Genomic DNA, 24,520 nt, shown 5'->3' on the forward strand with positions numbered 1-24,520 from the left:
CGAACCTTATGCAAAAATCGTTAACTTTTTTGTCCCTCCTCCTTGTTGTGTGGGCAGTACCCTCATTTTCTGAAACAAAGGCTCATCCTGAAACGAGTAAACAGCAGGTTGATCTCGTTCCCCATACAATATTATCCGGCCCTGACGCCAACGGTGTGCTTTACGTCAAAAAAGGAAGTTCAGGCACCGGCGATTCCTGGGGAAACGCTTTGGGCGAACTGGCCGATGCACTCAAACTGGCCAAGTCCGACGCGACGGTCAAACAGATTTGGGTCTCCAAAGGAACTTACAAACCGCTTTATACCCCCGACGATGGACGCGCTTTCGCAGATTCGGCTGGTTTGGTCGCTATGAGCAGGGATCATCGGGAACGTACCTTTCTTTTGGTTCCAGGGGTAAGTTTATATGGTGGCTTTGACCCCGACAACGGAATCACTGATCTGACCCACGCCCGTATTTTGCCTAATCTGACAAAAAACGAGCTCGGCGGCGAAATAAAGGGAACCGTACTAAGCGGTGACAACAATAATGACGATGCAATCTCGGGCACGGCTCCGTATCACCAGCTCCTGAATAACGTAGACAATACATCCTCTATTCTGATGGCGACAGGATCTTCGCAACTGGTTGTCGACGGCTTCACGGTCCGGGGCGGGGCATCAAGAACTATCCAACGTGACCGCTATGTGGATGGTACGTGGATATATTCCGGATCGGAAGGAGGAGGTGGATTGTTAGCCTGCAATGCCGCCAATCTCTCTGTTAAAAATGTGAGTTTTTATTCAAACTTTGCCGTGATTGGAGGGGCCGTTTTTTTGACTGAGTGTAACGTTATGTCCTTTACCGATGTCTCTTTCTATCGGAATATAGGAGGCTGGGGTGGCGCGTTGACACATTTCGATGAAGAGTTGAGGAATCGGGTTTCGCTCACTCGGGCTACTGTTGCCGAGAACAGGTCCGATAGCTTTGGGACAGTTTCTTCGCACGGTGTGCTTACCGCTTCTCAATGCACCTTTTATGGAAACGAAGGAGAGCTAGGAACGCTCTACCTTGCCGGTTATGGACCGAACAGAGTAGCGAACAGCCTTTTTTTTAACAACCCCGCTGGCGGAATTACCATGAAAAACTGGGCTATAATCGAAGGTACCCCCTACCAAACGGATATGAGGATCATCAACACGACCATTGTGGACAATGGTAAATATGGAATATACGCTGACACATATAATGCGCAATTTATCAACTGTATTGTCCACAACAATAGCCTGGGTGCCTATTACCAGGGCTACGACATAAAAGTCTTTAACTCCCTGATGCAAGGCCGGTTTGGTATAACAGGCGACGGTGCGAACAGCCGGTACACGGACCCCATGTTTGTCGATGCGGCGAATGGCGATTATCGCCTCCGCGCCTGCAGCCCGGCCATCGATGCAGGTGTCGACACTTATTCGGCCACCTTCAGCAGCGATCTGGATGGTAATGCACGAAAGTTTGGTTCCAGCAATACCGATATCGGCGCCTTTGAGTTTTCGGGAACTGCCCTAACGGCGAACGACTTGCTTGCCGGGGATGCCATCGAAGCCGATGCCGCCATTCCAAATGTCAGCACTGCTATCCGAACCATTAACTCGGATTGTCGCGTAGTGGCCACCGTGCAATCCTGGGGTGGGACGTTGAATGTTTCCGGCGATGTTCACGGGAAAGTTTGGGTAGATGTCACGCCCAACAGCAAGTACGTAAGGCGGCATTTTGAGATAACGCCGGTCACCAATCCCAATGGTGTAACCGGTAGTGTCACGCTTTACTTCACTCAGGCGGATTTCGATGCTTTCAACGCCGACAATGATGTAGAACTACCCCATGACCCCACAGACACGGGCAACAATAAAGCTAATGTACTGATCGAAAAAAGAGGAGGGCAAAGCAGCGACGATTCGGGCACTCCCAACTCCTACCCGGGAACGGTGCAAACTATTACCCCTGCGGAAGTATTCTGGAACCCGGTTTCGCAGATCTGGGAAGTGCAATTCATTACCGCAGGTTTCAGCGGTTTCTTCTTGAAAACAACCAGCAGCCCCTTGCCCGTGCGCTGGATATCATTTACAGGGCGCCCCGACGACCAGGGACGCTCCGTATTGCGTTGGGAAGCAGATGAGGTGGGTGTGGCGAGTTATACAGTGGAAAGAAGCTACGATGCCAGGCTTTTCACAAAGGTTGATGAAGTAACCGCCGTGGGGACCGGTCGGCAATCTTACACGCTCACTGATCAGCAAATACCTTATGGACAGGTGTATTATCGCATTCTGCAAAAAGACCTGGATGGCTCATTCAGTTACAGCAAAATCATCAGCCTTACCGGGCGGGAAGGTGCTCCGATCAGCGTATATCCTAACCCGGCACGCGGTGAAGTTACGGTCGAGCTGCAATCAGATTACACGACGAAGAAATTAAAAATAACCAACACGAATGGTCTGTTGGTGGGGGAAGCAGAAGTGAAAGATAAAAAAGTCAGTATCGACCTGACCGGACTGGCGCCTGGCTTATACCTGATCCAGACGGAAGATGGCCGGGTGATGAAGCTGGTAGCGGAATAGTTCTGACAAATGTTTCACCCCAATTCACAAACAATACAGACTGAAATAAAGATTATAAAACTCAAGGACAATCTTTGTCAGGAATTTAAAAATGTTCGCTTGTGTACAGTATCCATTCCGAAAGTACATCAGAATGGATACTGTACATCATCCGGCAAGGGTTCAACCCGTATTTTCATCCATTTTCCATCTACTTTGATCACCACAATATTCCGGTCCTTATCATAGAACATAGTGCCGTTGCCACTTCCTTTCAGTTCTTTGAAATTTACCATTTTGGCATCTTCCTCATAATTCTGTTCGGCATCCTTTTCAGGTTGTTTTTCAACGAGATCGCTCCGACCGATATTTCCCAGGGTAAAGGCATTGGTCAGCCTGAGCGAACCGTAAAAAACAGCCTTGTCGCGGCTGAACATAAAGGAGTGCTGGTTGACGTCCGACCCAATCTTAAACCAATTATATGCCTTTTCGGAATGATTGTATTCCGTGCCGTAATAATAGGTTTCTGCAACAGGCTTGCCTTCTTCAACATGTTTGTTGACCAGCATGGTAATGCGCGACTTGTCGTCTCGGGCGTACCCTTCAAACACATGGTACCCCCAGCGCTTTTTATTTCGTTCATATTCATTTCCCCTCACCTGAACCATATATGGCGTACTCAGAATGCCATCGACGGTTGTATACATGGGTGTGAGCCTGGGATCAAAACCAAACTGGTACCCACGCTCCTTCCAGCGGCCCCAGGTGGAATCTATATCAGAAGATACTACCGCCCTTCGGAACACAGAGTGCTCCGAACCCGGTAACAGTCTAAAATAATTGCTGGCTGCCGTAGTCGCCGTTTGTCCGTAAGACACCGTACATGCGGCGGAAAGTAGCCCTATAAACCACAAAGAATAAAATAAGAAAGAAATTTTCTGTCCCATAAGAGATTGCCCGGTAGAGTCCATTAAATAGTTGATCTGTTTTTGCCAGAAAGTAATTCTCAATAATCGGATTTCTGAATCAAATCTTACGATTTCTCAAAACAAACTGCATCAGTATACCATAAAGATACTTGCGGAACAACAAATACTTATTTTAAACCAAACGGACTACCAGCCGTCATTTTGTTTCAGTTTTGGATTTGCATCGATTTGAGACTGCGGAATCGGAAATAATTCAAGGCGGGGGCTGTAAGGAGTCAGCACATTATCCACGATTTGGGCCGTACTCATGGCAGCAATTTCTTCCTGAAGGGTACCCCATCGCCTGATATCAAAAACCGTGGTAAATTCTCCGGTGAGTTCAAGCCTCCTTTCCAGGCGGATCGCCCTCCGGAGAGCAGACACGCCGGAGGCTTTGGACAGCGTTGCCCCTGCGCGCGCGCGGACCCTGTTCAGTAACGCCAGCGCTTCCGCCGACTTACCGACTTCATTCAGTGCTTCGGCATAACAGAGTAAAACATCAGAGAAACGCAACTCGATCAGATCCGAACTGTATCCCTGAATAGCAGCCCCCGCAGGCCGGGCCACACGTGCAAGTTTTCCAAATGCCATTCCATACTTAAAATCATCATGCGCAAGGGACGCTCCGGTTCTTTTGATCACGTAATTTCCTTTCGTCACATTGTACGTAATACTATCGCCGGGCTCTGCTCCGGCTCTTGCCCCGCCTTTGAACACGTATTTATCTACCAAAGTAAAATCACGTCGACTATCTGATGCTTCAAACAGTTTGTAAAAATCATAAGTTAATCCATAGTTGGTCTGTTCATCCCCATTCACAAGGCCAGCTGGAAATAAGTGAAACGGGAGTACGTTCCCATTGGGATTACTGGAATTCACGAAATAGCCAAACGACAAAACGATTTCTTCATTCCGTTCATTGTCCAGAGAAAATACCTCTGAAAAATCGGTCAGCAAGCCAAAACCATATTTCGCCTCATTGGTTTCACCGGTTACCTCCGCCAGCTTGTCCGCTGCCTTCTGAAAGTTCTCCGTCTTGTTCAACGGTTTCCCGGCCATGTGCAGATACACTTTCCCCAACATGGCTTTGGCCGTCCCGGCGGTAACTCTTCCGCGTTCCGCGCCAGTCCGTATGTCCGGCAGATGCTCCTCTGCAAAAGTAAGGTCTCCAACAATTGTCTGATACACTTCTTCCGCAGCCGACCGGGGCGCATAGAGAGACGCCTCGTCGTCCAAACCTGTTATTTCAGTTAAAAGAAGCGGAACACCGCCAAAGTACCGCACCAGATTAAAATAGGCATAGGCCCTCAGAAACCTGGCTTCCGCAATGTATGAATCGGCCTCCACATTTTCTTTCACGGCTAAATCAGCGTTGGCGATGACGGTATTGGCCCGGAAAATAATTTTATAAAATCTTGCCCAGACGGACTCAAAAGCACCTGAAGATGCAACATGCGCAAAGCGATAATAGGGATCGGAACCTGAACCCAAAATGCCTGCAGTAGCATACCTGTGCCCCGACTCCGTCAAGATAAACCGGTTCAGAACATCGGTATAATCCGGCGCAGTCCAGCTCTGATAAACACCATAGGTGGCTTGTTTCAAACCCGCCTCATCTTTAAAGACTTCTTCCTTGCTGAGTGCGGAAAATGGTTTTTCGTCAAGATTATCCTTACAGGAAACCATAAGTCCCGCAAAGGCAATGCACATAGATGTTAACGTTAAGTATTTCATAGCTTTATCAGAAGTTCAGGGAAAGACCGATTGTATAAGATTTCTGGGAGGGATATGCTCCATAATCAATTCCCTGCTGAAGAAGGGATTGCGCGTAAGAACTCACCTCAGGATCAAAACCTGTGTACTTTGTAATTGTAAAAAGATTGGTGCCGGTAACAAACAAACGCGGGTTTTTGACGGGTCCGAGTTTGGGGAAAGTATAGGAAAGGGTCAGCATTTTCAATCGGGCAAAACTACCGTCCTCTATCATGGTTGAATTAATATCTCCGGAGGCTATTCCGCGCTGAATGCCCGGATACTTAGGGTCATTGTGCTGGTTGGCTTCGGTCCATCGTTTATTGTACCATTCCAGCGACTGGTTGAAACCAACGCCCCCATAATCCACTACCCCATTGTTGATATAAAAATTCGTAAGATTCAGCACATCATTACCATAGGATCCTGTAAATAAGGCATTTACTGAAAAACCCTTCCATACCAGATCATGCGACCAGCCAAAAATGAAATCGGGCGTTGATTTACCCAAAACAACGCGGTCATCAGCATTGATGATGTCATTTCCATCGGTATTTTCATAAATCCAGGCACCATAAACCGGTGTTCCCTTGGTGCCCGGCGGCCTTGGTCCTTCAAAAGTGGTAAAAGTAGGGTTACCGTCTGAATCAAAGTCGGTTTTCTGTGTGAGCCTCTGAACGCGATAGCCAAAAAACCTGCCTACTTCTTCCCCGGGTGTGAGGATACCCGACACCCCTCCCAGGAGATTCCCATTGATATTCACATAGTCTGACTGCGTTCTTTCACCGAGGTCTACCAGCGTATTGAGATTTCTCGAAATATTGATCCTGGTGGAATAGGTAACATGCCTGGCCTGTACAATGTTGGCCTGAAGGCTCAGCTCCACCCCGGTATTCCGCATGGTTCCGTAATTATCTATGATGGTATTCACCCCCGATTGCGAAGGTACGCGCCGTTGCTGAAGAAGATCACTGGTTACTTTATTATAATAGTCAAAACTAAGCACGAGCCTGTCCCTGGCAGTATTGAAGTCCAGCCCTGCATTAAACTGTCTTGTTCTTTCCCACGACAGATTGGGGTTTGCCATGGTATTGGGAAAAACACCCGTAACCAGGGTACCTCCCTCCCCGACCTCATAAAAACTGCTCCCATACTGCGAAAGGGAAGAATAGGGCCCGATTGCCTGGCTTCCTGTTTCACCATAGGATGCTCTTATCTTTGCATTGGAAACAAATTTAACACCTTTCATAAATTCCTCTGCGTCCAGATTCCAGGCCAATGCTACTGCCGGAAACAGGCCGTACTTCCGGTTGGCTGCAAAAGGCGAGGCACCATCGAGCCGCAGAGAAGTGTTCAGTACATACCTTCCTTTGAAGGAGTAATTTGCCCTGAAAAATGCAGACTGCAGTCTCCGCTGCTCCTTATACGAGCCAATGGCCTGGCTTTGCGCAGTACCAATGTTGTCCACTCCGAAGTAAGGTATCTCAAAACCAGACGATAACGTGTTGACGAATTCAACGGTCTGGTCGTTATATTCCACACCTAAAGTAGTGTTGAGATAATGATTTTTCTTCAGGGTCTGTTCATAAAGGAAATAGGCATTCACGTTGTAGCTGTAGGTATTGGAAGTATTGTTGCTTCCACGTCCGTTCACCGCATTCCCCTCCGCCGTACTGGGTGGCAAAAATACTTGCCGGCGAGTCAGGTTCTGGTTGGTTCCCAGGCTTACCACCAGTTGCAGACCCTTCACTATTTTGAACCAGTTCTCGACGTTAATGATGGAATAATCATTTTTGGTAATGTCCGTTTTCGCCATCAGTTCATGATAGGGATTGGAAAAATAATAACCCTGATACCCCGGTATTCCCAAACTGTTGTTACCAAGATAATCAATCTCAAGCGTAGGGGCAGCTCTGAGGCCGTCCATCAGGCCGCCTGAATTGGGCCATGCACGGGAGGCAGTTACAGCACGGTTGGTTTTCTGCCTGGTAAACGCAAGCTGCGCCTTCAGGCTGTACCAATCGTTTATGTCACTGTTCATATTTGCCCGGATACTGGCCCGGTTATTGTTGGAATTGATGATCGTGCCACGTTCTCTGAGATAATTTCCCGACAGGTAGTAAGACGATTTGGGACTTCCGCCTGAAAGGCTTAATGTCACATCCTGACGGAAGCTGGGCTGCGTAACCGCCGCGACCCAATCCGTATTGGTGCTAACATCGTCAGGGTTTTCAAACGGGGGCATTCGATCCGTCATACGGTAACTTTCATTGATGATCTGTGCATACTGTCTGGCATTCATCATGCGGATGGGGTTGGCTACTGACCCGAAGGAAGTTTTATTGACAAGCTCGACGCGCCCCTCCCCTCTCTTGCCAGACCTGGTGGTGATCAGCACCACACCGTTAGCTCCACGAGACCCATAGATAGCGGTTGCGGAGGCGTCCTTTAAAATTTCAATACTTTCAATATCATTGGGGTTGATACCATAAAGCCCATTTTGAGAATAGGCTCCTGCAAAGTTGACACCGGCTTCGCGGTAAGGCGGCATAGGAAATCCGTCAATGACGTATAAGGGTTCATTGTTACCGCTCAACGAATTGTTTCCCCGGATGCGGACTACGGATGATGCCCCCGGCTCTCCGGAAGTTTCGGTGATCTGAACCCCCGTGGTACGTCCCTGCAAGGCCTGATCGAGGGTGTTCACAACCGCTGATTTATATTCCGATGATGAAACGCGTGAGGTGGAACTCGCCAGGTCGCGCTTGCTTTGCGCTCCATAACCTACCACCACCACTTCTTTTAGTGCTTTTGTTTCAGGGAACATCTGCAGGTTTAGGGTAGACTGCCGCCGAATTACTTTTTCCTGTGGTATGAATCCCACATAACTAAACACAAGAACTCCACCCTGCGCAGGAACCCTCATTTCAAATGTTCCATCGGTATTACTGACGGTCTGTATTTTAGTATTTTTCACCACAATCCCAACTCCCGGCAGCCCTGTACCTTTTTCGTCCGTGATCATCCCCCTGACCGTCCTCGCGCCAGGCCCGGGATCCTGAATGGTATCATTGTTTACTCCTGAAGAAGTCGAATCCTGTCCGTTCCCGGCCGTAACCGCAGCGCCTTTCGGGGAGCTGGACGTACTGTCGGCGGCAAGGCTGGAGGTAGTACTATCGGACAGACTAACAGTCTTTTTAAGTGTATCTATGACTGTTGCAGATTTGATAAGAGGATCAAAATCCTGTCCTCTAAGCCCGGCCGGATTTTTATTGGGCAAGGTATCAGCAGCAGTTTTTGTATTTGAAAGCGAGTCTGGTTTAACGGCAGGCTGCTGCGAATATGCGACTGTGTGCATGACCAGAAAACCCCAGACCATACCTATTGGCCCGAGCTTTTTGAGAGATATCCTTTTCCCGGGACACCCGTCAGGTGGTTGTATTTCTTTCATATCGGTAATGGCTAAGTGATGTTGAGTAACTCCGCGTAACATTTACGCCTAGCCCCAGCAAACAAAAACCATACCCTATATACCCGATGGTATAGAATAAAGCACAACCTTTCCTGTAACGAAATGCGGCACTTTAATTTGGAAAGATTTTGAAAGAAAACAGAAAAGTTAAGGGCGAAGGCAATCTAAACCCGTTTCGGTTACCGTAAGCGACTGAAATCAATATTCTGTATATCAACAATTTACAGACAAAAAAACTCCCAAAAACATGTTTTACTCCGCTTTGCAAACGGAGCGCGGATAGGGTATTTCCTTGCTATACTTTAATTTTAAGAATATTTCAAATACTGGATGCATTATTTTTGGAAAAATCAGCTTTGCAGCTACATTTGTCAAAACGCCTAAATCTCCGGGAATTTTAGTGACAAACCACAACAAAGGAGTAGTAGAAAACATAAACACCATGAGAAAGGAGCAATTACTTACCGTTGATTATATAGATTCCCAGATTGGCAACATCATTGAATACTATATCCATTGGGAATTTGAGGAAGACCCGTTTTACGGAAAAGCAAGAATCAAGGGACTCGACGACAATTTTGGAACCCTCAAAATTATTTGTGATGTCATTGAGGGCAGTAACCTGGAATTAGCCTATGAAGTAGAAGAGGTCTTTCTGCATTCTGATAACCACCCGATCTACGCCGGGCCGCTTCCTGAAATTTATTCTGCCAACTGGGTACATACGGATGGCAAAAAAAAGAAACAGATTTTTATAGCCCCCGCTGACGAAAATGCGAAGGAATACGCTGTTGCACAGACCAATAGCAAGGTAATTGTGCGGAGAATTCATTAATCTTATAAAACCGGTGCACCGCAAAAGTGCACCGGTCCTGCTTCTCCCCTATCTTGTCTTCACAAATTTCTTCGTTAGTACTTTCTCTGCAAACACTGCTTTCACGATGTACAAACCGGCAGAAGCGTAACGCATGTCAAAATCGTAGATATTGGTACTAACAGCTCCCGAAATCACACGTTCCGCTACTTTCTGTCCTGAAACATTATAGATATAGATGGCCTGCAGGTCTTCGGGATGCGGATAAAACTGTACGGAAACATCTCCTTCCGTAGGATTCGGAGTAACCAGAAACCCCGCTTCTTTCAGATTGGGATTTACCGTCACCGTCCTAATGTTGATATCGTCCAGATAAATATCATTTTCGTTCGCCGTTGTATTCATGAAGGCGATCAGGATATTACCGGAATTGATGTAACTGCCAATATTGATCTCCTCTTTCCTCCATTCATTCTGAGCAGGCGTAAAGGCGATACGTGTTGCTGCGGAGCGTGTGATCAGGTTTGCCCCCCATTTTTTATAAATGCTGGTATAGGTTTTCCCACAGTCTGTACTGATCAATACCTGGAGGGTATCCCACTGGGTACTCTGGCTGTTGGTACTGGTGTAAGTTGCTGCTGCCAGTTGAAAGGAAACAAACGCCGAGTCAACACCGGCAATGTTCACGTTTGGACTTCGCAGGTAATCTTTCTGGCCTATGGAAGAATATTCATAGTTATGAATACGTGCCGAGGCCGATCCCGTTTTTGCAGCCACCGTCGTTTTTTCCCAGCTCGTTAGTCCATCGGGATTGACAATATCCCACCCCGCTGGCGGGAAGGTATTCTCAAAACTTTCGACAACCGGCGGCGGGAATGGCGCATAGTAAATAAAACTCACACTTTTTTCATCGTTAGAGGTATCCTCGTCCTGCACACCATTGGGGCTGGCGGTATAAACGGTCAGAATGTGGTCTCCTTCCCCAACTTCAAACTGCGAAAGGTTTACGGTAGTTTCTGCAAAGGTCGCCAGGTTACCTGTCCAGCTGTAACTCAACGTTGTACCGTTATCCATTTTGGCATAAATATTGACCGAACGCAGGGCCTGTAGGCCATTATTTCTCAGGATCAGCGTGGGTACAAAAGTATCCTGGCAAAGGCGCTGCTCAGGAGAAGTGACGGATTTCAGGTTAGAATCGTTATTCTTCAGGTCCACAGGCAGGCAGCCGTTCGAACTGGCCATCAGTGAATAATAGGAATTATAGGCTGCTTCCATCCTGGCCACCTGCATTTTTGTAAACATGAGCAGACAATTATCCGGGGAATAGTCCATAAAATTCTGGTACATAATCCCAGGTGAAGCGGGTGTACATCGGTCTGTTACCACGCCGGTTGCACAAGTGGCGGTACTGTTACTCTGGTTCGGGGTATCGTCAATATTGTCTGAGCCTGTACAGGCACCCTCATCATCACCCCAGATGTGACGAAGGCTGAAAAAATGCCCGATCTCATGCGTCAGGGTTTTCCCCTGGTTATAAACCTGATTGTTGGCACCGGGCAGGCTGTTGTAGTCTACAACTACCCCTTTTTCATTATCAGCCCCTTGCCCGGGAAAAGATGAATAACCCAGAATTCCGCCACTCAGCGAGCATATCCAGATATTCAGGTACTTGCTGGTATCCCAGGCATCAGCACCGCCAGTGGCAGCATGTTTTACATTTTCAGTCAAGTAATTGAAAGATCCGGAGCTGGTAGTATATCTCACGATCCCAGTGGAGGGCTGGTTGTCAGGGGTGCGCTGTGCCAGACAGAACTGAATACCTGATTGTCCGAAAAGATCTTTAAAATAAGAAGGTATCCTGGAAGCCCCGCCGTTAATGCCTGCATAATCCTTGTTGATGGTATCCAGCTGTGCCATAACCTGTGCGTCGGTTACATTGGACTGGCGGCTGACGACGATATGGAATACCACCGGAATAGTAACCAGACTGGTGGTCCGGAAGCTTGCTCCCGATTTGATCCGCTGGCTCACCTGCTGCTGAAACCGAAATTCCTCCTGGTCGTAAAGGATCTTTAAGCTGGGCTGCGTTTTGAATCGGTTCTCAAGAAGCAGCATGCTGCCGCACTTCTCCTGTGCTTTTAATACGTTTGACCAAATTAAAAGGAAGAAAACAGGTAATAGTTTGCGTATTAATTTCACATGGGTATATCTTTTCATTTCCAGAAAGTGGTAATTTGTAATGTCGGCGGCTGTGCGATTTCTTCTTTTGGCGTTTAATTATCAAATACGTTAAAACATTCAATTATGATGCGGTATTTTTACGATTTAATTTTTATTTAATAAGTATCAAAACGCTTCCTTACGTTGTATCCGCTACTATGCAGGGAAACACTGAAAAGAACAAAGTGCCCTCCCCGCCGGGCCGGAAGATCATCCACATTGACATGGACGCGTTTTATGCCTCTGTGGAGCAGCGGGATCATCCGGAATATAAAGGAAAACCCATTGCAGTAGGCGGCTCACCTGACGGGCGCGGCGTGGTGGCAACGGCCAGTTACGAAGCCAGGAAGTTCGGGGTACGTTCCGCCATGTCGTCCAGAAAAGCGCTGCAGTTATGCCCTCATATCATATTTGTATTTCCGCGGTTTGATGCTTACAAAGCAACTTCCAGGCATATAAGGGAAATTTTTGAAAGATACACGGATATCATCGAACCTCTGTCGCTGGACGAAGCCTTTCTGGATGTTTCAGTAGACAAAAAGAATATCGGGTCTGCCATCGAAATAGCCAGGGAGATCAAGGCCGCTATCTTTGAGGAACTAGGGCTTACTGCCTCCGCGGGAGTTTCGACGAATAAATTCGTCGCAAAAATTGCATCGGACCTCAACAAGCCCAACGGCCTTACCTTCATTGGTCCATCAAAGATCCAGTCTTTTATAGAGAACCTCCCTGTCGAAGAGTTTTTTGGTGTGGGAAAAGTCACGGCAGAACGGATGAAAAGCATGGGCCTCCACACCGGAGCCGACCTAAAAGCCTTAAGTGAAGATACCCTCACCAAACACTTCGGGAAGATAGGGCGCTTTTTTTACCGGATCGTACGAGGAATTGATGAAAGACCCGTGCAAACGCACCGTGAAACCAAGTCTCTGGGCGCGGAAGATACCTTCCCGCAGGACCTGATGACGCTGGATGAAATGAACCGGGAGCTGGACAGGATCGGCGAAAAGGTATACAACCGCCTCACGAAAAGTAAACTGGCTGGAAGAACCATTACCCTGAAAGTCAAATTCGGCGATTTTACACAAATCACCCGCAATCATTCTTTTGCCAGCCCCGTAAGAGAGCTGGATACAATTCTTGAAACCGCAAAAACGCTGTTAGAAAAAATAGAAATGGCCGACAAGCCCGTCAGGCTCCTTGGCATATCTCTTTCCAATTTTGGAGAACCGGAACCCCGTGCCAGTAAAAGGCACAATGATCCGGATCAGCTCGAACTGTTCTGAAAAAACTATAACAGCAGGGCATCCACCCGATGGGCCTGTACGATCTGGTCACACTTAGACCAGGAAAAAATAGTGAACCGGCCATCCTGCGAAGCCACCAGTGCAATGGCATCACGCTGGTCGTAAACGAATTGGGCAGCAGACAAATGGCGCGTACCCCCATTTTGAACAGGAGGTACCACTATCCCCTTATTACCCACTATTGGCTCAGTAACCAGAATTTCCTCTACGGGAGGCTTCCCCTGTGCACGTGCTATTTTGGCACCAAAGGCCATCAATTCATATTGTTCGTTGATGATCGTGGCGCCGTCTACGGCAGTCAGCCCGGCAAGGCTGTTAATGGCCAGTGTGAGTTTACTCTGCCACTCGTTAAAGCCTGATTTATCAATTTTTGCCCTGCTCAGCTGCGCCAGTTCCGTGAACGACGGATCAACCCCGTAGGAAATGGGATGTACAATAGACTCTCTCCATTGCTCACTTCCGGCAGGAACCACAAGTAATATACCTCCCCGTCCATGCGCACGCATGGACGCAGACAGCATTACCTGAATATTCAACTTATCATTCCAAAGAGAAGGAGCCCCAAACCCAATCATTGAGTTTACCAACGAAGGGCAATCGGGTTGTTTACTGGCAATATCATCAATAATTTTAACCTGATCACCCTTTAAAACAGCAACATTGACAAACTTTCCGTAACCACCGCGCCGCCTGTGTTTGATAACCAGCATGCCGGGCTCCACCACTTCAACAACAAAACACAACGCTGGTATAGCCCTGGTGGTACCCCAGATATAGAGCTCATTCGCATCATACCAAACCCCCAGGTGAATACCGGCCCGTTCCACCGCCGGGGCAAGTTTGGTTAGTACATTTGCATTGAAAGCAAGTTTATGCTGAAATACCAGGGGGTCTCCAGCATGCTCTGGTGCCAGAAAAGCGATGGAAATTTTAGGGGAGTGCCCTTCCTCCCGCCTCAGGCTGGCCCAGAAGGTAGTATCGATGAGCAATTCAACGGCACGGGCATCCGGACGAGGTGCAAGGTCCGGGCCTGGAGAAATATCGGCCAGATTGTGGTGATGTGCAAAATGTTCCTCCACAGTACGTGCCACCGAACGCGCCGCCTGATAGGTTGAAAAAGGTACAAAATCCCCAATCTGGATATCTGCATTAAAATCACTCGTCATTTTCGGAGATATAAAATGTTCTGTTACAATTTCCGGGAAACCCTCTCCCTCAAAACCTTTGCCGCATCTGGTTTTAAAATCTTGAACAAGGTTCGCAAACAAAAAGTTAAATATTAACTCCTTCTATTTATCAAAATAGAAATATTAATTAATTTCATCTCTAGGTCGCTGGTCTTTTTTACAAAACCTCTCCGTTTAATAAAAAAATCCTGCAACCGGATAATTGACCACCCCACCGTTTCAGACTTAAAGGAATAATGATAAAATTTGTAACGGGATACGTTCATGAAAAAATTTAAAAAGCTGGTTGAGCCACACAAGTATGGAGTTTTTGGTATTGATCATCTTATTCGGATATATATTTTACCTCAGAAATTATGCCGATCTGGGTACTCCCACTGAAAAAGAAGCAGCCAAGCTAAAAGATGGCATCGGCTTGTATAACCAGGGCGAGACAGAAAAGGCTTTCGATTTTTTTAATGAACACCTTAAGCTGAGGCCTGGCTCGGCAATCTCTTATCTGTATCGGGGATTGTGTTACAAAAAAATGGGCAACAACGAGCTCGCCGCCCGTGACTTTGCAACCGGAATCAGTTACGATTACCAGGTGGCTGATCTTTATCTGGAAGCAGGAAAGCTGTATCAGGAGAGAAACCTTCTGCCAGAAGCAATATATCATTTTAACAAGGCGATTGAGGTATCTCGTGGACAAATACCCGAAATCTACCACATCCGAGGACTGGCCTATCAGCAGATGAACCTGACAGAAGAAGCTGAAAACGACTTCCGGACAGAAGCAGGAATCAGTCAGAAACTCGCTCTTGAAATGGCTTCCAGAGGCACAACCCAAACCCCTGGTTTTGATAAAAAACTCTTGCTCAATTCATTCCTTGTAATGATCACCACCGCCATTTTACTGCTAGCTGTCAAAAGCGCTTCCGGTATTCATTTGCCCTACCTGGCCGCAGTAGCACTTTCGGTAGCAATCGGATTTGTGGAACCGCAAAGGGGCTGGATACTTGCCATTTTGCAGGGTATCTTTCTGTTAGCAGGTTATTTCCTATTCACCCAGCTACCTCCAAATCCGGCCCGGCAGGAACTGGAAAACTTTGCGCTGTATGGCTCCATCGGACTGACTTTTGCGGCGAGTTTTCTTGGCGCATTTTTCAAAAGAGCCTTTTCATCCTGACATCCAAAAAATCTCTCGCTACCCTGGGCCGGTGAACTGAAACGATGTACTCACATATTGTGACCTTTTTCCACAATCCAGGAAAAAAACAAATTTTCTTCTGACCTGTTAAAACCTAGCTATCAGCTTTCTTCCCGTTTTTTTTAAATCCGCTCATCAAAAATCTGCTTGATTTAACATACCTCTTACAACCTTTTTAGCTCAGGATGGTTCTTTAAGACATGACACACGGAAGACACACCGTGACTGCCTGTTGCAGAAGACCGTCCGAATAAAATGTTGGCTTCCTGCTTCGAAATTAATTAACCATGAAATAATACAATTTTATTATGCTGATAATAACAAAAAAAATCGTTGCCATTCCGCAGATCCGAACGGAGGACAAAAAAGTAAGGTCCGCTGATTTGTTTCCTCTGGTTACGTTTCGAAAGTATGACTGGAGCGGACAATAGCAACCGGCCGGCCTGCCATAATATAATTCATGCTGACCTGTTACATTTTTCATTGCGTGCGCGTATTACTGAATAGCAAAATGATTTCCGATGGCCTGATTATTGATACTGCTGTAACAACAATCCGAAAAAGCCATAATCTCCCCCCTCATAAAGAATATCCTGTTCGTCAACTAACAGCAATAGCGATTGACAAAACAATCTACTTCACAAAACCAGGTGATAATTGATGAAAAGCATATCAGTAGTGATTCCGAATTATAACGGAAAACATCTTTTCGAGAAATACTTTGAACATAATTACAAACTTTTAACTTCATTAAACACTGACGTTCAAATCATTGTGGTCGACGATGCCTCCAGGGACGGTTCCGTAGCCTATCTTCGTGAGCACTATCAGGACCGCATTACAGTCATTGAAAAAGCTACCAACTCCGGTTTCTCGGAAACCTGCAACATAGGGATCCAACAAGCCAGCAACGACCTGGTATTTCTGCTGAACACGGACGTGACCCTGGAACCTGGTTACTTTGAAAAGCTGTACAAGTACTTTGAGTATAAGGACACTTTTGGGGTCATGGGGCGTATCATCGGCATGGATGACGACAACATTCTGGATGCGGCGCGTTCGCCCAAGATACTTGGCCGGAAAATCAAACCAAGTCATTTTTTCTATCTCAACGACAGCCAGGTTTTAACTCCAACCTTTTATTTATCCGGTGCTATTGCGCTGATGGATACCAAGAAACTAAAGACCATTCACGGCTTCAACGAAATGTTCAATCCGTATTATGGTGAAGATCAGGAGCTTTCGATCAGAGCCTGGCGCCTTGGCTGGAAATGTTACTATGAACATGACGCCGTATGTCGCCACGAAGTTTCGGCCAGTACCAAAGGACACAAGGATAAGTATAACGTAAAACGAATCTATTTTCGGAACCGTTATTACATCCATCATTTGCACCTGCACGGGTTTGATCTCAACCTGTACCATCTGCAGGTAATTCTCTGTGATGTACTGCCCAGCCTGTTCACTTTACAGTTTTATAAGGCTGAGGCATACCTGGACTTTCTGCGCAACCGTAAGGGTCTTCAGAAAAAGAAAAACGCTTTTTCACGGCAAATGAGAAGGCATCGTTCGGAAATAGGCATCCGGGATATCGTTCAGAATATCAGCCTCATGCTCAAATATGAACACGTGGTTAAGTTATAGTTTAATTTTGTCATTAATTTAAAGCAGTCCACCCCCAAACAAGCTCTCTGCAACTTATACGTTGTATAGGAACCAGGCCCGGGAATTTCCGGGCCTCAACATTAAAAATGAAGACTTACTTTCGATTATTATCCTTTGCCCGGCCTATTTACAGGTTTGCGGTCCCGTATGTTATTTTTACCGTTCTCGGCGTAATCTTTAATACCTTAAATCTTGCGCTGCTTGCCCCGTTGTTAATGACCCTGTTCAATAATAACAAAGAGGGTGCCGCAGCTGTGGCCCGTCCAGACAGCTGGCTTGACGTACTAGGTTATTTTAACTATTATGCCCAGCAGGCCAGCATTGAATATGGCCCTCACGGCTCACTCAGGATTGTTTGCGGTGTTATCGTCGCTTCCGTTCTGTTTTCCAATATCTTCAAATATTTCTCACAGCGCGTGATCGAAAACCTTCGTATTCATACGTTGCTGAATCTCCGGAAAACGGTTTTTAACAATGTCATGAACCTGCAGGTCGGGTATTTCAGCAACCAGAGGAAGGGAGATATTATTTCCAAGATCGCGTCGGATGTACAAGTGGTGCAATTTTCCGTGACAGGTACTCTCCAAGTCGTTTTCAAAGAACCATTACAACTGCTGGCTTATGTTTTTATGTTGTTTGCAACCTCTGCCAAGCTTACTTTTTTTGCCATACTGGTGATTCCGGTATCGGCTTTTCTTATTTCCAAAATTGTTAAACGCCTGAAGGAACAGGCCACACAGGCGCAGGAATTGTTCGGGCTGATGATCAGCTATCTGGACGAGGCCCTGTCGGGTATCAAGATCATTAAAGCATTTAACGCCACGGCAGATATCAAGGAAAAATTCGACCGGGAAAACATCCGATACTCCGACCTGGGAAAAAAAATGGCGCGCAGGCAGCAGCTCAGCGGACCGGTTTCCGAATTCCTCGGGGTAGTGATGGTGGCCATTATCGTGTTATACGGTGGTTCGCTGATACTGGACAACCAGTCGGAACTGAGCGTGTCCAAATTCGTTGCCTACATCGCCCTTTTTTCACAGGTGATGCGCCCGGCCAAGGCACTCACAGACTCGTTCAGTACAGTCCACGCCGGTATTGCGGCCGGAGAGCGCGTACTTGCCCTGATTGATGAAAAGCCTGAAATACAGGATGCCCCGGACGCAGTAGATCTGAAACATTTCAATGACGAGATCCGTCTCAATAATCTTTCATTTTCCTATCCTTCCCGGCCCGTACTGGATCATATCAACGTTGTGATCCCGAAGGGAAAAACCATCGCGCTCGTCGGACCCTCCGGCGGAGGAAAATCTACAATGATGGATTTGCTTCCCAGGTTTATAGATGCAGACGAGGGCAGCGTTACCATTGATGGACAAGATGTTAAAAAGATCAAGCTGGAATCTCTGTGGAAATTATTCGGTGTGGTGAACCAGGAATCCATCCTTTTCAATGATACCATCTATAATAACATTGCCTTTGGAACGGACGAAGCCACACCGGAAAGAGTGGAAGCCGCGGCGCGGGTTGCCAATGCGCACGATTTTATCATGCAGACCGAAAAGGGATACCTGAGTAACATTGGTGACCGGGGAATGAAGCTATCCGGCGGCCAGAAACAAAGGATATGCATTGCACGGGCGGTTCTAAAAAACCCTCCGGTAATGCTGCTGGATGAAGCCACTTCGGCACTGGATACCGAATCGGAAAAACTGGTGCAGGAAGCGCTCAACAATCTGATGAAAAACCGCACCTCTCTCGTCATTGCGCATAGGCTGAGCACGATCCAGAACGCCGACCTGATTCTTGTCCTGGAAGGGGGGAAAATAGTGGAACAAGGCTCTCATACGCAGCTGATTGCCGGGGAGGGGCTTTACAAAAGGCTGATAGACATGCAGACATTTAACGAATAACTGAAGGATCAAGTTTATGTTCAAAAAAAGAAATCTTATATCAAGGCTCTGGTTAAAACACACAGACAGAGTACGTTATAAAGAGTATAAATGGGAATTGAAAAACCAGAAGCAGCTTGCTTTTGCTCATTTCATCACCCAGGCCGAAAAGTTGACCAGTCCGGCTAAAATTAAAAGTTACGCGGAAAAGAACGGAGTGATCAGGCTGAGCCACAGCGGTAATGCGGGTGATATCATTTACGCGCTGCCGACCATCGAAGCCATAAAACAATATACAAACGCCCGAATTGAACTTTACCTCAGGCTGGGCCAGCCGCTGATCTTGTCCGGTTATAATTCACATCCGCTGGGGAATGTGATGCTGAACGAAAAAATGGCCACCATGCTCATTGCCCTGCTGAAGCCACAACCCTACATTGACCATATTGAAATTCACGACAAACAGATTATTGATATAGACCTGGACTATTTCCGCGCCGGTGGCATACCGCTGGATAAAGGAAATATTGCGCGCTGGTGCAGTTATCTTACGGGCGTTAACCCTGTACTCTGGAAGCCCTGGCTGACCGTTGAGCCCGACACAACCTATGCAGATACCATCGTGATGGCCCGCAGCGAAAGGTACCGGAATTATACGATTAATTATAAGTTCCTCATTCAGTACCCCGATATTGCTTTCATCGGTGTGGAATCGGAGTTTAAAGATATCCGCAAAACGATCCCCGGCATACGCTGGATACAGGTCAGCGATTTTATGCAGATGGCCCGCATTATAGCCGGTGCCAAATTTTTTATAGGGAATCAGTCGTTCCCCTATTCTGTTGCTGAGGGGCTCAAAGTACCGCGTATCCTCGAAACGGCATTCGAAGTGATTAATGTGGTTCCTGAAGGCGATAACGGTTATGATTTTTTTTTCCAGGAGCACCTGGAATCCCTGGTTTACAACCTGAATAACAAATCGTAACGCAGGCACCTGGAATTATTTTGGCCTGCCCGAAACGGGAGTAATTTGTGATAAGACGGCACAAATTACTCCCGTTCTGATTTTATGCCCCGCTGCTTTCGCTTCCATAGTTAAATCAATAGGTATGTGGCCTTTTAGGTACGGTACCAAAAAGGTACTGCCATTACATTTGGATTCCTGTTTTGTACAATTTATTCTCCATTCATTTTTATTGTTGATTTCTGACTATTTTTCCAAAAAAATCCTTATCCGACGTTTATGAAGCAGATTATTTTACTGTTGTTTGTTTTTATCCATGTCACGTCAACAGCACAGGTAAAGCTGGCTCGGCTGTTTTCTGATCACGTCGTCCTGCAGAGGCAAAAACCGATCCCGGTGTGGGGCTGGGCAAAGCCAGGGGAAAAAATAAAAGCTACACTGGCCGGTCAGACACAGCAGACCAAAGCCGATGCAACCGGCAAATGGCTGGTTCGCTTTACAGCCCTGGAAGCGGGCGGACCTCATCAGCTTCAGGTTTCTGGTAAATCCGGAAATGCTGCGGTAAACGATATCCTGATCGGAGAAGTATGGTTATGCTCCGGACAGTCCAATATGGAGTGGCCTGTGGCGGCATCCAATCATTACCAGGAAGAGAAAAAAGACTCGGATTATCCGCAGATCCGCCATTTCAGAGTAGAGCACAATGTAACGCTCACACCAGAAAAGGACCTTGACAAAGGGGAATGGAAAATTGCCTCAGCCGAAACAGTCGGCGGTTTTACGGCGGTGGGTTTTTTCTTTGCAAGAGAATTATACCAAAAACTAAAAGTACCGGTTGGTCTGCTGCATTCCTCATGGGGTGGTTCGCAGATAGAGGGGTGGATCAGCAAGGAAGGTATGCTCACCAATGACGGCCTGAGATCCTATGCTCAGAACCTGCCCAAAACCTGGGAAGAAGCGGACGTGATCATGGATACAAAACTTCGGAAACAACTTTTTAAGGATGCTTCCTATACCCCCTCCGCAGCAGAAGAGCTGATATACGTAAGCGGAAATGCGGATCTTACACGCTGGCAAAAAACGGCAGATCCAATCGGGCAGTGGGATTGGAAAGGTTTAATGGGCTTTCGGGGCCGTGGGTATATGGCCCGGGAGGTAGATATCCCTGCTGATTTTGTTGCCAAACAAACGATTCTTTCACTCGCCGAAAATGATAGTCCCAACCGAATTTATATCAATGGTAAACTCATTAGCGAGGGGATCATCAAAGGTTCAAGAAAAATAACAGTACCGGCAGATACCTGGAAATCGGGAAAAAACCAGTTGGTGATGGCACTGGGCAACCATGAAAAACTCTCCTGGTTTGGCCCGGGGCTGACGGGCTCCGCTAATGATCTCTATGTTGAGGAAAGCGGTCAAAAAATAAGCCTTGCCGGAGATTGGAAATTGATGCCTTCTTTCGCCGAAAAACATGTGTACGCGCACCTGATGAACAATGTAGGTACTTCAATTTACAACGCAATGATTGTCCCTCTGCTTCCGTTCGCTATCCGTGGCTCCTTGTGGTACCAGGGTGAGAGTAACGCGGGCAGAGCTTATCAGTACCGGCAATCGTTCCCGTTGATGATCAACGACTGGCGCAGACTTTGGGGTGATGACTTTTCATTCTACTGGGCACAATTATCCAGTTACGGGCCCGAAAACAATAGTAACACCGGAAGCAACTGGGCCGAATTACGTGAGGCCCAAGACATGACGTTAAGCTTACCCAAAACCGGAATGGCAGTGATTACGGATATAGGCAATCCGAAGGATATCCATCCCACCAACAAACAGGATGTGGGTCACAGGCTCGCGGTCAATGCACTGAAGCTGGATTACGGTATGAATATTCCTTATGCCTCTCCTCTGTATGACCGCTCCGAGTTCAGCAATGGAAAGGCAGTAATATCTTTCAAGAATGCAGAAAAAGGCTTGATGGTAAAAGACAAATATGGTTACCTGAAAGGTTTTGAAATTGCGGGTGACGATAAGGTGTTCCATTTCGCACAGGCTGAAATTGATGGCAGTAAAGTGATTGTATCGCATCCTAAAGTCAGCAAACCGGTAGCCGTACGGTACGCATGGTCCGATTCGCCCATTGATGCCAATCTGTATAATACCGATGGTTTTCCGGCAAGCGGCTTCCGTACCGATACCTGGCCTGGAATAACTGAGAAGGGTAAGTTTGAATAAGATATATTTTAACAATGCAATGATAAAATCATTAGTACTCTCTGCTGCAGTAGCGGTTCTTTTCCTTGTGGCGGCAAAAAATAGTACCCATCCACCCGAAGGGGAAACAGAATGGCCGGAATACCTGGGTGGACCCGACAGGAACCACTATTCACGACTTACGCAGATCAACCCTGAAAATGTTAAAAACCTGAAAGTTGCCTGGACCTACGCCATGCCCGATTCAGGACAAACCCAGGTTAATCCAATCATTATTGACGGCATTTTGTATGGTGTAACCTCCACCGTACAGGCATTTGCGCTGGATGCTGCCACAGGTAAACAGCTATGGATGTTTGGCGAAAAAGGTAAGGGAAACCTCAACACCAGCCGCGGACTTACTTACTGGAGCGATGGAAATGATAAACGTATCATGCATGCCATGGGCTCCTATCTTTATGCGCTGGATGCACGCACGGGAATTCCCATCGACAGCTTTGGCGACCATGGAAAAATTGACCTGCACACCGGCCTTCCCGATATCGCCAAAGGAAAATACATGGTTTCCAACACCCCGGGTACGATCTTCGAAGACCTTATTGTGATGCCGCTTCGGCTGTCAGAAGACTCCGATGCCGCTCCCGGTGACCTCCGCGCTTTTAACGTCCGCACTGGCAAACTGGAATGGACTTTCCATACCATCCCCTATCCCGGAGAATTTGGCTATGAAACTTTCCCACCCGATGCCTACAAGAATACTTTCACCGGAGCGGCCAATAACTGGGCCGGGATGGCGGTTGACCGTAAACGCGGGATCCTGTACGTGCCGACGGGATCGGCGGGATATGATTTTTACGGAGGCAAACGTAAAGGACAGAATCTTTTCGCAAACTGCCTGCTGGCTCTTGACGCACGCACTGGAAAACGGCTCTGGCATTACCAGACCATGCACCACGATTTGTGGGACCGGGATCTGCCAGCACCTCCCAACCTGGTGACGGTAAAGCAAAATGGCAAAAGTATTGACGCAGTGGTACAGGTAAGCAAGCAGGGGTATGTATTTATATTTGACCGCGTTACCGGCAAGCCGCTCTTTCCGATCAGAGAGGTGGCTGCCCCCCAAACAGCGCTGCCTGGAGAAACTCCCTGGCCTACTCAGCCGGTCCCATCCAAGCCCGCCCCCTATGCGCGCCAGGCGTATACGCTTACCGAAAAGGATATCAGTCCGTATGCCGAAGACCGTGACTCTCTGGTGATTAAATTCAAAGGGTATAAAAAAGCAATGTTCTCCCCCCCAAGCAAGGAAGGAACAGTTATCCTGCCAGGATTCGACGGTGGTGCGGAATGGGGAGGCGCGGCGGCAGATCCCTACAAGGGCATACTTTATGTCAACAGCAACGAAATGGCATGGATACTTACCATGCGGGATACCCCGAAATTGAGTGAGTTATCCAATCTCAGCCCTGGTGAAAAGGTATATGCTACCTACTGCACCATGTGCCACGGCCCACAGCGAAAAGGCAATGCCAAAAGTGGCTATCCTTCCTTAATCGACATTGGCACCCGACGGGACCATGCCTTTGTAAGTCAGCTGATCACCTCCGGAAAAGGTATGATGCCAGGGTTTACTATGTTGACGGCCGGTGAAAAACAGGCATTGATCTCATTCTTGTTTGGTGAGGAAAAAGTAGAAGCCGTGTCGGCGGTTCCTGCGTCAAAAAAAACCTATCTGCCTTATGAGAGTACCGGTTACAATAAATTCCTGGACAGCAAAGGCCTTCCTGCCATTGCTCCTCCATGGGGAACGCTTAACGCAATTAACCTCAATACGGGGGAGTATCTCTGGAAAATCCCTTTTGGAGAAGTAGAATCTCTGAAAGCCAAAGGGATACCTGCCACAGGGACCGAAAATTATGGAGGCCCGGTGGTTACGGCCAGCGGCTTACTCCTCATTGCAGCCACCAAGGATGGCAAGTTCAGGGTGTTTAATAAAAATAACGGTAAACTTTTGTGGGAAACAACACTTCCCGCCGCAGGATTTGCCACCCCGGCTACCTACCTGGCCAATGGAAAACAGTACGTGGTAATTGCCTGCGGAGGATCCAAGCTGGGGACAAAAAAAGGAAATCTGTACGTGGCATTTGCGTTGGAATAACCATAACACGTATTCAAAAAAAATGGCCCGGCCTACAAACCGGTCATTTTTTTTGAATACCGTCAAAATTATCATCCTGTCCAGGAAAGATTTCAAATGTAGCCGCGAAGTATCCGCCACATAAACCTTTAATAATGTGTAAGATCCGTTAAAT

The 24,520-nt window shown here is 47.2% G+C and carries 14 protein-coding genes; 9 read left to right on the forward strand and 5 right to left on the reverse strand.

What is annotated here, in order from left to right:
* The first annotated feature begins 8 nt into the window (after window positions 1–8).
* Window positions 9–2,594 carry a T9SS type A sorting domain-containing protein gene (locus tag KOE27_RS27045; RefSeq protein ID WP_215241984.1) on the forward strand — a complete coding sequence of 862 codons (2,586 nt, stop codon included), beginning with the start codon at window positions 9–11 and terminating at the stop codon, window positions 2,592–2,594.
* Window positions 2,595–2,722: 128 nt separating this feature from the next.
* Here KOE27_RS27045 and KOE27_RS27050 read toward each other — a convergent pair whose 3' ends face one another.
* From KOE27_RS27050 to KOE27_RS27060, 3 genes are all read right to left on the reverse strand, one after another.
* Window positions 2,723–3,520, reverse strand: a complete 798-nt coding sequence (locus KOE27_RS27050) for a hypothetical protein (RefSeq protein ID WP_215241985.1) — start codon at window positions 3,518–3,520, stop codon at window positions 2,723–2,725.
* Between the two features lie 168 nt (window positions 3,521–3,688).
* A complete protein-coding gene (locus KOE27_RS27055; RefSeq protein WP_215241986.1) occupies window positions 3,689–5,275 on the reverse strand; it encodes a RagB/SusD family nutrient uptake outer membrane protein in 1,587 nt (528 codons plus the stop codon).
* A 7-nt stretch (window positions 5,276–5,282) separates the two neighbouring features.
* On the reverse strand, window positions 5,283–8,744 hold the full coding sequence (locus tag KOE27_RS27060; RefSeq protein WP_229253007.1) for a SusC/RagA family TonB-linked outer membrane protein: 3,462 nt from the start codon (window positions 8,742–8,744) through the stop codon (window positions 5,283–5,285).
* A 463-nt stretch (window positions 8,745–9,207) separates the two neighbouring features.
* On the opposite strand from KOE27_RS27060, the gene KOE27_RS27065 reads away from it, so the two are divergent.
* Entirely contained in the window at window positions 9,208–9,600 is a 393-nt protein-coding gene (locus tag KOE27_RS27065) for a hypothetical protein (RefSeq protein ID WP_215241988.1), read from the forward strand.
* A gap of 48 nt (window positions 9,601–9,648) precedes the next feature.
* Here the strand turns inward: KOE27_RS27065 and KOE27_RS27070 are convergent, their stop codons facing one another.
* Window positions 9,649–11,796, reverse strand: a complete 2,148-nt coding sequence (locus tag KOE27_RS27070; protein ID WP_229253008.1) for a M43 family zinc metalloprotease — start codon at window positions 11,794–11,796, stop codon at window positions 9,649–9,651.
* 161 nt (window positions 11,797–11,957) lie between these two features.
* Between KOE27_RS27070 and dinB the strand changes: the two genes are divergently transcribed.
* Window positions 11,958–13,082: a DNA polymerase IV gene (dinB, locus tag KOE27_RS27075; protein WP_215241989.1), complete on the forward strand. Its 1,125-nt coding sequence runs from the start codon at window positions 11,958–11,960 to the stop codon at window positions 13,080–13,082.
* 5 nt (window positions 13,083–13,087) lie between these two features.
* Here dinB and KOE27_RS27080 read toward each other — a convergent pair whose 3' ends face one another.
* On the reverse strand, window positions 13,088–14,371 hold the full coding sequence (locus KOE27_RS27080) for a putative sensor domain DACNV-containing protein (protein WP_229253009.1): 1,284 nt from the start codon (window positions 14,369–14,371) through the stop codon (window positions 13,088–13,090).
* Window positions 14,372–14,591: 220 nt separating this feature from the next.
* Between KOE27_RS27080 and KOE27_RS27085 the strand changes: the two genes are divergently transcribed.
* The 6 genes from KOE27_RS27085 (at window position 14,592) to KOE27_RS27110 (ending at window position 24,366) form a co-directional block, all read left to right on the forward strand.
* Window positions 14,592–15,458, forward strand: coding sequence for a tetratricopeptide repeat protein (locus KOE27_RS27085; protein ID WP_215241990.1), 867 nt, complete (start codon window positions 14,592–14,594; stop codon window positions 15,456–15,458).
* Window positions 15,459–16,139: 681 nt separating this feature from the next.
* A complete protein-coding gene (locus KOE27_RS27090; RefSeq protein WP_215241991.1) occupies window positions 16,140–17,123 on the forward strand; it encodes a glycosyltransferase family 2 protein in 984 nt (327 codons plus the stop codon).
* Between the two features lie 107 nt (window positions 17,124–17,230).
* A complete protein-coding gene (locus KOE27_RS27095; RefSeq protein WP_215241992.1) occupies window positions 17,231–19,054 on the forward strand; it encodes an ABC transporter ATP-binding protein in 1,824 nt (607 codons plus the stop codon).
* A gap of 16 nt (window positions 19,055–19,070) precedes the next feature.
* Window positions 19,071–20,018, forward strand: a complete 948-nt coding sequence (locus KOE27_RS27100; protein WP_215241993.1) for a hypothetical protein — start codon at window positions 19,071–19,073, stop codon at window positions 20,016–20,018.
* A gap of 258 nt (window positions 20,019–20,276) precedes the next feature.
* Window positions 20,277–22,232, forward strand: a complete 1,956-nt coding sequence (locus KOE27_RS27105; protein ID WP_215241994.1) for a sialate O-acetylesterase — start codon at window positions 20,277–20,279, stop codon at window positions 22,230–22,232.
* Between the two features lie 19 nt (window positions 22,233–22,251).
* A complete protein-coding gene (locus KOE27_RS27110) occupies window positions 22,252–24,366 on the forward strand; it encodes an outer membrane protein assembly factor BamB family protein (RefSeq protein ID WP_215241995.1) in 2,115 nt (704 codons plus the stop codon).
* Window positions 24,367–24,520 lie beyond the last annotated feature (154 nt).

It is taken from the genome of Dyadobacter sp. CECT 9275, from assembly GCF_907164905.1.
GTDB lineage: Bacteria > Bacteroidota > Bacteroidia > Cytophagales > Spirosomataceae > Dyadobacter > Dyadobacter helix.

Excerpts from the sequence above, each read along its gene's own strand:
- KOE27_RS27100 (WP_215241993.1), top strand. The coding sequence starts at position 19,071 with ATGTTCAAAAAAAGAAATCTTATATCAAGGCTCTGGTTAAAACACACA.
- KOE27_RS27055 (WP_215241986.1), bottom strand. The coding sequence starts at position 5,275 with ATGAAATACTTAACGTTAACATCTATGTGCATTGCCTTTGCGGGACTT.
- KOE27_RS27070 (WP_229253008.1), bottom strand. The coding sequence starts at position 11,796 with ATGAAAAGATATACCCATGTGAAATTAATACGCAAACTATTACCTGTT.
- KOE27_RS27105 (WP_215241994.1), top strand. The coding sequence starts at position 20,277 with ATGAAGCAGATTATTTTACTGTTGTTTGTTTTTATCCATGTCACGTCA.
- dinB (WP_215241989.1), top strand. The coding sequence starts at position 11,958 with ATGCAGGGAAACACTGAAAAGAACAAAGTGCCCTCCCCGCCGGGCCGG.
- KOE27_RS27090 (WP_215241991.1), top strand. The coding sequence starts at position 16,140 with ATGAAAAGCATATCAGTAGTGATTCCGAATTATAACGGAAAACATCTT.
- KOE27_RS27110 (WP_215241995.1), top strand. The coding sequence starts at position 22,252 with ATGATAAAATCATTAGTACTCTCTGCTGCAGTAGCGGTTCTTTTCCTT.
- KOE27_RS27060 (WP_229253007.1), bottom strand. The coding sequence starts at position 8,744 with ATGAAAGAAATACAACCACCTGACGGGTGTCCCGGGAAAAGGATATCT.
- KOE27_RS27050 (WP_215241985.1), bottom strand. The coding sequence starts at position 3,520 with ATGGGACAGAAAATTTCTTTCTTATTTTATTCTTTGTGGTTTATAGGG.
- KOE27_RS27085 (WP_215241990.1), top strand. The coding sequence starts at position 14,592 with ATGGAGTTTTTGGTATTGATCATCTTATTCGGATATATATTTTACCTC.
- KOE27_RS27045 (WP_215241984.1), top strand. The coding sequence starts at position 9 with ATGCAAAAATCGTTAACTTTTTTGTCCCTCCTCCTTGTTGTGTGGGCA.
- KOE27_RS27095 (WP_215241992.1), top strand. The coding sequence starts at position 17,231 with ATGAAGACTTACTTTCGATTATTATCCTTTGCCCGGCCTATTTACAGG.
- KOE27_RS27065 (WP_215241988.1), top strand. The coding sequence starts at position 9,208 with ATGAGAAAGGAGCAATTACTTACCGTTGATTATATAGATTCCCAGATT.